The sequence below is a fragment of the Allobosea sp. genome, from assembly GCF_017308075.1.
Classification (GTDB): Bacteria; Pseudomonadota; Alphaproteobacteria; order Rhizobiales; family Beijerinckiaceae; genus Allobosea.
Window position 1 is genome coordinate 46,810 of the sequence record NZ_JAFKFX010000048.1, and the last position, 10,043, is coordinate 56,852.

Annotated in this window: 5 protein-coding genes; 4 read left to right on the top strand and 1 reads right to left on the bottom strand. The window is 64.9% G+C overall.

All coding sequences use genetic code 11. The features are described 5' to 3' along the window. Nucleotides 1–183 precede the first annotated feature (183 nt). From J0J10_RS24065 to J0J10_RS24080, 4 genes are all read left to right on the top strand, one after another. Entirely contained in the window at nt 184–3,912 is a 3,729-nt protein-coding gene (locus tag J0J10_RS24065; RefSeq protein WP_291649828.1) for a vitamin B12-dependent ribonucleotide reductase, read from the top strand. A gap of 441 nt (nt 3,913–4,353) precedes the next feature. Then, complete coding sequence (locus J0J10_RS24070; RefSeq protein ID WP_291649830.1) at nt 4,354–5,934, top strand: Mu transposase C-terminal domain-containing protein; 1,581 nt, start codon at nt 4,354–4,356, stop codon at nt 5,932–5,934. Between the two features lie 2 nt (nt 5,935–5,936). Next, complete coding sequence (locus J0J10_RS24075) at nt 5,937–7,010, top strand: AAA family ATPase (protein WP_291649832.1); 1,074 nt, start codon at nt 5,937–5,939, stop codon at nt 7,008–7,010. Nucleotides 7,011–7,012: 2 nt separating this feature from the next. After that, nucleotides 7,013–8,833, top strand: coding sequence for a TniQ family protein (locus J0J10_RS24080; RefSeq protein ID WP_291649833.1), 1,821 nt, complete (start codon nt 7,013–7,015; stop codon nt 8,831–8,833). 192 nt (nt 8,834–9,025) lie between these two features. Here the strand turns inward: J0J10_RS24080 and J0J10_RS24085 are convergent, their stop codons facing one another. Continuing rightward, nucleotides 9,026–9,982, bottom strand: coding sequence for an IS481 family transposase (locus J0J10_RS24085; protein WP_291649835.1), 957 nt, complete (start codon nt 9,980–9,982; stop codon nt 9,026–9,028). Nucleotides 9,983–10,043: the final 61 nt, after the last annotated feature.

Consider the following 10,043-nt stretch of genomic DNA (forward strand, 5'->3'; position numbering starts at 1 on the left):
CCGATATCGGCGACGGCGAACGGCGACCTGCGGCCCGGCTGGTCGCATCCGGAGTTTCGATGGCGGGGTCACACCGCTGCGGGACCCAGGGCATCAAACCGAGTTGGGCTGACATCAGGAGCCGGTGAGCAACCGGCCGCGCGTGGCTTTCCCGAGCCCGCGGCACGCATTGGGGATGAAGACATGCGCATCGAGCGCCGCCACACCGCCGCCGGCCAGTCGCCCTATCAGGCGATCCCGTTCCGCTCGGCCGTCAGCGAGATTCGCAATCCCGACGGTTCGATCGTGTTCCGGCTCGAGGGCATCGAGGTTCCCGAGGCTTGGTCGCAGGTGGCGAGCGACGTGCTCGCGCAGAAATATTTCCGCAAGGCCGGCGTGCCGGCGGCGCTGAAGAAGGTCGAGGAGAACGACGTCCCGTCCTTCCTCTGGCGTTCGGTTCCCGACGAGGCGGCGCTCGCGGCTCTCCCCGAAGACAAGCGCTACGGCTCCGAGGTCTCGTCCAAGCAGGTCTTCGACCGGCTCGCCGGCTGCTGGACCTATTGGGGCTGGAAGGGCGGCTATTTCTCCTCCGAGGAGGACGCCGCCGCCTTCCATGACGAGCTGCGCTTCATGCTGGCGACGCAGATGGTCGCGCCGAACTCGCCGCAATGGTTCAACACCGGCCTGCACTGGGCCTATGGCATCGACGGGCCGAGCCAGGGCCATTTCTACGTCGACTTCAAGACCGGCAAGCTGGTCAAGTCGAAGTCGAGCTATGAGCATCCGCAGCCGCATGCCTGCTTCATCCAGGGCGTGCAGGACGACCTCGTCAACGAGGGCGGCATCATGGACCTGTGGGTGCGCGAGGCGCGCCTGTTCAAATATGGCTCCGGCACCGGCTCGAACTTCTCGATGCTGCGCGGCGAGGGCGAGAAGCTCGCCGGCGGGGGGCGCTCCTCCGGCCTGATGTCCTTCCTGAAGATCGGCGACCGTGCCGCCGGCGCGATCAAGTCGGGCGGTACGACCCGCCGCGCCGCCAAGATGGTGGTGGTCGACGTCGATCACCCGGACATCGAGACCTATATCGACTGGAAGGTGAAGGAGGAGCAGAAGGTCGCGGCGCTCGTCGCCGGCTCCAAGATCGTCCAGAAGGCGATGAAGGCCGTGATGAAGGCCTGCGTCAACTGCGAGGCCGCGGACGATGCCTGCTTCGATCCCGAGAAGAACCCGGCGCTGAAGCGCGAGATCAAGCTCGCCCGCAAGGCGATGGTGCCGGACAACTACATCAAGCGCGTCATCCAGTTCGCCCGCCAGGGCTATACCGACATCCAGTTCGACACCTATGACACCGACTGGGATTCGGAAGCCTATCTCACCGTCTCCGGCCAGAACTCGAACAATTCGGTCTCGCTGACCGACGATTTTCTGCGCGCGGTGGAGGCTGACGAGGATTGGAGCCTCGTCGCCCGTACCACCGGCAAGGTGACGAAGACGCTGAAGGCCCGCGATCTCTGGGAGAAGATCGGCTACGCCGCCTGGGCCTCGGCCGATCCCGGCCTGCACTTCAACACCACGATGAACGACTGGCACACCTGCCCGGCCTCGGGACGCATCCGCGCCTCGAACCCGTGCTCGGAGTACATGTTCCTCGACGATACCGCCTGCAATCTGGCCTCGGCCAACCTGCTGCAGTTCTATGACCGCCAGACCAAGGCCTTCGACGTCGATGGCTACGAGCATCTCTGCCGGCTCTGGACGATCGTGCTCGAGATCTCGGTCGCGATGGCGCAGTTCCCGAGCCGCGAGATCGCCGAGCTCTCCTATGAATACCGCACGCTCGGCCTCGGCTATGCCAATATCGGCGGCCTCCTGATGACCATGGGCCTCGGCTATGACAGCGACGAGGGCAGGGCGCTCGCCGGCGCGCTGACCGCTGTGATGACCGGCGTCTCCTATGCCACCTCGGCGGAGATGGCGGGCGAGCTCGGCCCGTTCCCGGGCTACAAGAAGAACGCCAGCCACATGCTGCGCGTCATCCGCAACCACCGTACCGCCGCCCATGGCCAAGGCGACGGCTATGAGGGGCTGCAGGTCACGCCGGTGCCGCTCGACCATGGCACGCTGGCGCGCCTCGGCGGCTCCAGCATCAAGCTCTCCGAGCGCGCCCGCATCGTCTGGGACGAGGCGCTGTCGCTCGGCAAGATGTATGGCTACCGCAATGCCCAGGCGACCGTGATCGCGCCGACCGGCACGATCGGCCTCGTCATGGACTGCGACACCACCGGCATCGAGCCCGACTTCGCCCTGGTGAAGTTCAAGAAGCTCGCCGGTGGCGGCTATTTCAAGATCATCAACCGCGCCGTTCCGGACGCGCTGCGGGCGCTCGGCTATCGCGAGGCGGACATCGCTGAGATCGAGGCCTATGCCGTCGGCCACGGTTCGCTGGCGCAGGCGCCGGGCGTCAACCATGGCTCGCTCAGGGCCAAGGGCTTCCCGCAGGACAAGATCGACGCGATCGAGAAGGACCTTAAGGCCGCCTTCGACATCAAGTTCGTCTTCAACAAGTGGACGCTGGGCGAGGATTTCCTCACCGGCACGCTGAAGGTCCCGGCCGAGAAGCTCGCCGACATGTCCTTCGAGCTGCTGCCCTTCCTCGGCTTCACCAAGGCCGAGATCGAGGCCGCCAATGTGCATGTCTGCGGGGCGATGACGCTGGAAGGCGCGCCGCACCTGAAGAAGGAGCACTACAACGTCTTCGACTGCGCCAACCCCTGCGGGCGCATCGGCAAGCGCTATCTTTCGGTCGACAGCCATATCCGCATGATGGCGGCGGCGCAGCCCTTCATCTCGGGCGCGATCTCCAAGACCATCAACATGCCGAACGACGCGACCGTCGAGGACTGCAAGAGCGCCTATCTGCTCTCCTGGAAGCTGGCGCTGAAGGCCAACGCGCTCTATCGCGACGGCTCGAAGCTGTCGCAGCCGCTGAACTCGGCCCTGATCGCCGATGAGGACGATGATGCCGAGGACGCGGTCGAGGCGCTGCACCAGCAGCCCATGGCGGCGCGCGCCACGCAGGTCGCCGAGAAGATCGTCGAGCGCATCGTCGAGCGGGTCGAGCGGGTGCGCGACCGCGAGAAGATGCCGGCGCGCCGCACCGGCTACATCCAGAAGGCGGTGGTCGGCGGCCACAAGGTCTATGTTCATACCGGCGAATATGCCGATGGCCGCCTCGGCGAGATCTTCATCGATATGCACAAGGAGGGCGCGGCCTTCCGGGCGATGATGAACAATTTCGCCATCGCGGTCTCGCTCGGCCTGCAATACGGCGTGCCGCTCGAGGAATATGTCGAAGCCTTCACCTTCACCCGGTTCGAGCCCTCGGGCTTCGTCCAGGGCAACCAGTCGATCAAGAACGCAACCTCGATCCTCGACTATGTCTTCCGCGAACTGGCGATCTCCTATCTCGGCCGGCACGACCTCGCTCATGTCGATCCCAGCGAGATCGGCCATGACGTGATGGGCGGCGGCGTCGAGCAGGGCAGGGTGGCACCGGACGCCGTCGCGCCGATCACCACGACGCCGCTGGCCTCCTCGGGCTTCCGCCGTGGCAAGCCGATCAACCTGCTCGCCATCCAGGGCGGCTCCGCGGCGAACGATGCGGTCGCCCGCTCGGGCGGTAGCGTCACGGCGCTCGCCACTGCCGGCGCGACCGCGCTGAAGGAGGAGCCGGAGGCCTATGGCGAGGCGGAGATGGCCAAGCTCGGCTTCGCCGCGTCCGCCGCCCAGCCAAGCGCCTCAGAGCGCCGGGCCGAGGCGATCATGAAGGGCTATGTCGGCGACAGCTGCGGCGAATGCGGCAACTTCACCCTGGTCCGCAACGGCACCTGCCTGAAGTGCAACACCTGCGGCTCGACGACGGGCTGCAGCTGATTGGTCCGAGCGGCTGAAGGCCGACCCAAAGATCCGCACCTAGCAGCCAAAGTTTTGTTCTAGCTCTGGCTGCTAGGTGTTCAGTCCCGGCTGTGAGTGTGAGTGGAACCATAATTTGCCTTTTTGACGCATCAGCGCACCGCAATTGACACATCAGCCTGCCGCACCTCGCGGCAGGCTTTCTCGGGCCCTCCTACTGCATCGCAGGCGTCAGAGAATGGCGCGTACGCGGTTGACGACGTCGCCCTGCGGCGCGCCCCGCAGTCCGGGGGCGGTTCAGCCCAGTGAGATAGCGGCCGTGCATCTCCACGCCCCTAGAGCGTCGGACCTGAAATCGGAATCTGTGGGATTCCCCTGAGAGCGGCTTTGTGATTCACCGTTTGGGGAGGTGGATCATGGGTCGCAGCTATTCGGACGATCTTCGCGTGCGTGTTGCCGGCTTTGTCGAGGCTGGTCAACCGCGAGTTCAAGCTCCCCGAGCAGGTCCGTCACCTGATCGCGGAACACGCTCCCAGCTACTGCGACGATCGCAAGGTCACGGGCAGGAGTATCTGGAAGAAGGTCGAGGAGGAGATCGCGAAGCTCAACGTCGCCAGGGCGGGCATGAACATGCCGGCTCTGCCGGTTCCCAGCGAGAAGGCGATCTACCGCGCCATCAAGAAGCTCGATCCCTTCCGCGTCATGGCCGGCCGTGAAGGGTCGGAAGTTGCGCAGCGGAAGTTCGCGATCGTCCACGAGGGCATTCGCCCGCAGCGCCTGCTCGAGCGCGTGGAGATGGACGTTTGGAAGGTGACGATCACGGCCCTCTTGGTCGATACCGAGACCTGGGAACGGGTGACTCCCGTCGAACGCAAGCAGGTCACCCGGGTTCGCTGCTACATTACGGCGGCCATCGATTGCGCTTCGCGCTGCCTGCTGGCGCTCTACCTTCACGTCGATGCACCGTCCGGCGCCTCTTCGATCGCCGCACTCCAGATGATCACGGAGAACAAGGCGCGCCTGTCGGAGTCGACCGGTCTGTCGACCGTCTGGTTCATGCGCGGGCGGCCCGAGCTGTTGGTGACGGACGGCGGTCCTGAGTTCAAGGATCACCGCTTTCGCGGCGTCGTTGCAGATCTGAGGGTCGCTCATCAGTTCGCGCGGCCGAAGCATCCCCAGGACCGCGGGACGATCGAGCGCTTCTTCGAGACGCTCGAGGAATACCTCTCGGCCGAATTCAGTGGCCGGACGTTCCGCAATGTCGGGGAGCGTGGCGAGTACGAGGCCGGAGACCAGGCCAGCCTCACCGTCGACCAGCTCCGCGAAGTCCTCCCGATGATCGTGAACCGGTACCACAACACGCCGAATGAAGGTCTCGGCCGGGAAACGCCTCTCGACGCCTGGAAGCGCCTGGCGCGCGAATGCTCGGTCCGCCCCGCTCCTAGCCCGAGCGAGGCGCGCAATATCTTCGGCATCCGCACCGCCCGCCGCATCAGCGGCCGCGGCGTCCGCTTCCTGGGCCTGCACTACCAGTCCGAGGACGTCCAGGAACTGCGCCGAACGATCAACCAGCGTGAAGCTCAGATCCGCGTCGACCCGTACGATCTCGGTGAAATCTCGATCCAGACCGAGAAGGGCTGGGTTTCGGTCAAGTGCGTCGAGGACTTCGCGAAGGGAGTTAGCGCGGCAGAATGGATCGCGGCCAACGCCCGGCTGCGTCAGCGTTTTGCCGCTCAGGCGGCCGTCGCGCGCCCGGCGCTGATGGAGGCAATCGAGGCGATCCGCGAGATCGCCCGTAACGCTCATCGTACCGCCGGGCTGAAGCCGACTGTCATCACGGAAGGCGATTTCAAGACGGCCGAACAGAACCTGCTTCGGACGTTCCGGATTCGGGAAGAGGCCGCGAGCCCGGCAACCGACAACGACATCCTCGGCCTCGCGGAGGCAGATGACCTCTCGTCCGACGGCAACGACCTTCTCGAGGAAGGCGACGAGGAACACGACGACATCGCCGAAGACGGCGACATGAGCCTGGAGGACTGATGATGAGCATGCAGTTTCAGCACATCCTCGAGGCGCCTGCGGACGACGCCACCGATTTCCGTACACGCCATGCGTCCGACGCGGTCCGTGCCCGTCGTGTCGCCGCCCTAGAGAAAGTTCACCGCAGCTACCTGAAGACCGACCGTGATAGCGTGCTCGAGGCAGAATTCGATCGCTTGATCGACACCTCATCGCTCGTGTTCAACGGTCGCCGTGCTGAGGGGCGCGCCCTCGTCGTGGTTGGTCAGAGCGGCGCAGGCAAGACCCACGCGATCAGGCGGCTGATCGAGGGGCGCCGCGAACTGCTTCCCGAGAACCTTACGCTCGGGATGTCGTTGCCAATCGTATCGATCACGGCGCCGTCGCCTTGTACTCTCAAGCAGCTCGGCATCGAGCTGTTGCGCTTGCTGGGGTACCCGATCGATCGCGACGTTCGCGAAAACGTCGCCTGGAACCGGGTCCGCGAGCAGCTTCGGCTCCGGAAGGTCCAGATCGTGCACATCGACGAGGCGCAGCACGCCGTGCGCCTCATGAACGACCATGAGATCCAGAAGCTCTCCGACACCTTCAAGAACGTGATGCAGCAGCCTGACTGGCCCGTCTGCCTCGTGCTTTCGGGGTTGCCTTCCCTCGTCCAGTTCGCACAGCGGGACGTCCAGTTCGGCCGCCGCTGCCGCTTCTTGAGCTTCGACGGCATCTCGTTTCCGAGGGACATCAAGCGACTGCGCTACATCGTCGAGGCGATCTCGACCAAATGCGCTGCCCTCCCGTCCGAGGGCCTGGAGAGCGACGAGTTTCTTGCCCGCCTCTGCCGCGCGGCGGAGGGCCAGTTCGGGCGTGTCATCCAGATCTGCCGGTCGGCGGCGGAGGAGGCCATTTTCGCAGGCGCTCACACACTCACCGTCAGGCATTTCGTCGACGTCTACGCCGCCGCAACCGGCTGTTCGCCGGATGCCAACGTCTTTGCCGTGCGCGACTGGGAATTCGTGCCTACGGGCGTCTCTGGCATCGCTGCGCCGCTTGATGGCGAGGAGGGCGGATCGACCGAACCCAAGCGCCGCAAGGGGAGGGGCTGACCATGCATGCTTCGCTCGCCATGTCCCTTCCGCCCGGCGCGGAAGAGACGCCGACCAGCTTTGCCTCTCGCCTCAGTGCGCTGCACGGCTGCCCGACCTTCAACACGTTCTGCCTCGACATGGGCTTCTCAGCCTCCGAGCTCATTCGGGGCCACGACGCGGCTCTTGCGCGATTGCAGCACGTCGGAGGCGTGCCCGAAGGCACGCTGCGTCCGTATAGTCTCCGGCACTCGAAGGACGGCATCCTGCTCAATGGCGAGGTGCTGCGGCAGCAGTCCTCGCGGTGCAAGCGGGTTCACATCTGCCCCTCCTGCATCATCGATGACTTGGCCGTCCAGCCCGGCCCCGTCGCAACTCGCCCGTTCGCACGGGCGTCGTGGTCGCTTGCCTCCATCCGGTCCTGCCACCGCCATGGCATTCCCCTGGTCCCCCTGCACGAACATCGTGCCGGCATCCACGCCTACGACTTCGTCAGGGTCATCGAGCCGGTGATCGACACTATCGGCACCCTCGTCGAGCAGGTGGATCCCGCTCCGCATTCGACGCTGGAACGTTATCTGCTGGGGCGCCTGTGGGGCCCCGCGGTCAACGTAGCGCTGCTTGACACGCTGCCCTGGTATGCGGCGGCCCGTTCCTGCGAGATGACTGGCGCCGTATCCCTCTTCGGCGCGCAGGTTCGCCTGGCCCGGATGTCTCAGGCCGATTGGTCGCGAGCTGGCGCAGAGGGGTTCCGCATCGCTCAGGGCGGTCCGGTAGCAATCGCGGACCTGATGGCCAACCTCCGGGCCTCGTCGACGCCTCGCGACTGGGGCCTGCGCACCACCTTTGGCCGGCTATACGAGTGGCTCGCCTACGAGAACAGCGATCCGGTCTATGATCCGCTTCGCGACGCCATCAGGACCTGCGCCATCGAGACGATGCCGCTCGGCCCCGACGACGAGGTCTTCGGGAAACCCGTGAGCGTTCGGCGGGTGCATTCCATCCGGTCGGCGCATCTCCAGACGGGCCGCCATCCGAAGCGGCTGCGCAAGCTTTTGCTCGAGGCCGGGATCATTCGCGACGCCCACATGAAGTCGCCGGACAACCACGTCCTGTTCTCGGCGGATCGCGCAGCCGCCTTGCTCGAAGAGGCGCCGGGCTCGATGTCCCTGAACGCGGCGGGCACCTATCTGAATGCCCCGCGCCTGCACGCCAGGATGTTGTTCGAGCACGGCTTCATCAGGCCGCTCGTCGAAGGAAAGGTCGGCAGCCACGCATTCGCCCGCGGCGAGCTGGACAGCTTCAGGGACCGCCTCCTCGGGCAGGCGATGCCCATCGCGAAACTCGGCGACGACCAGGCGATCATCCCCGATGCCGCGAAACAGGCCTGCTGCTCGGCGATGGAGATCGTCAGGCTGGTCCTCGACGGTCGCCTTGGCTGGGTCGGAAGGCTTGATGGGCGGCGCGGCTATCTCTCCGTCGCCGTCGATGTCGCCGAGATTCGAGAGCACGTGCGGCTCGAAGATCATGGCGGGCTGTCGCTGAGGGAGGTCGAGCGTCGGTTGCGGACCAGCACCAAAGCCGTCGAGGCGTTGACCGGGCGCCAGGTCCTTTCGTCTCGTATTGCCAGGAACCCGACAAACCGCAGCCCGCAGACCATCGTCATGCCGGAGGATCTCGCAGCATTCCAGGCGGACTACGCGAGCCTCGCTGAATTGTCGTCCGATCGGGACGTCACTTCCCGCCGCCTCAAGCGGTCACTCGACGAGGTCGGCATCCATCCGGCCTTCGACCCCGAAACCGTGCAGGGCTATTTCTATCGCCGGGCCGATCTGCCCTTTTAGTCACGGCGACACGTTCGAACGATCAGCCCTTGGGTTCGCCCAAGGGCTTTTTTCATGGCCGAAGCCTCACGACGGACCGGAGAACTGCGGCAAGCTGTTGCGTCACTTGCGGCGATCCCAGCTGTCCCAACAGAAATCGACCCAAGCAAATACAATGGCTTAGAGAAATTTTGCGGCAAACCTCGGTTCCATTCACACCGGCATTTGGTGGATTGGATTGAGCCTGAATCGTTCTGGCTCCGAAGTCCAACATTTGCAGATGAACTCGTAGGGGGTGAGGCCTCGCAGCGTCTTGAGGCGGCGGCCGAAGTTGTAGGCTGAGACGAAGTCGGCGAGGTGCGTTTCGAACTGCTGGTGGTCGTCGTAGTGGAAGCGCTTGACGGTGGCGTCCTTGATGGTCCGGTTCATCCGCTCGACCTGGCCGTTCGTCCAGGGATGCCTCACCTTTGTCAGGCGGTGCTCGATGCCGTTCTCGCGGCAGCGCATGGCGAACATATGCGTGGCGTACTGAGCGGTCGGACCGTCGGCGTAGCGCGGCGGGAACGTGAACTGGATACCGTTGTCGGTCAGGACGGTATGGATCCGGTAAGGCACCGCCTCGATCAGGGCCATGAGGAAGGCGGAGGCGGATGCTCGGCCGGTCTTGCGAACGACCTGGACGAAGGCGAACTTGCTCGCGCGATCAATCGCGACATAGAGGTAGAGCTTACCTTCGGCCGTCTGCACCTCGGCGAGGTCGATGTGGAAGTAGCCGATGGGGTAGGCCTTGAACTTGCGCCTGACCGGCTTGTCGCCTTCGACGTCGGGCAGTCGCGAGATGCCATGCCGCTGGAGGCAGCGATGCAGCGACGAGCGCGTCAGATGCGGGACCGTGGCCTGAAGCGCATAGAGGCAATCATCCAGCGGTAGGAGCGTGTGGCGTCGGAAGGCGACGATGACGGCCTCATCCGCGACCGACAGAACCGTCGATTTCGGTTCGGCCGGTCCTGTCTTGCGGTCGGCCGTCGAACTTCGCTTTTTCCACTTCGCGACGGTCTTCTGATTGATGCCATGGCGCTTGGCGAGTTGCCTCAGGCTCTCTTGACTATGCTGTATCGCTCGACGGACCGCCTCTGTCGTGCGGGCGCTCCCGTGCAGAACCTGTCCCATAGCGCTTCCTTCCACTCGCGCGAAAAGACTGCACCATCAAAGCCTGGGATCAAACAACTAG

Coding starts and splice junctions, on each gene's coding strand:
- J0J10_RS24065 (WP_291649828.1), top strand. CDS start 184: ATGCGCATCGAGCGCCGCCACACCGCCGCCGGCCAGTCGCCCTATCAG.
- J0J10_RS24075 (WP_291649832.1), top strand. CDS start 5,937: ATGAGCATGCAGTTTCAGCACATCCTCGAGGCGCCTGCGGACGACGCC.
- J0J10_RS24080 (WP_291649833.1), top strand. CDS start 7,013: ATGCATGCTTCGCTCGCCATGTCCCTTCCGCCCGGCGCGGAAGAGACG.
- J0J10_RS24085 (WP_291649835.1), bottom strand. CDS start 9,982: ATGGGACAGGTTCTGCACGGGAGCGCCCGCACGACAGAGGCGGTCCGT.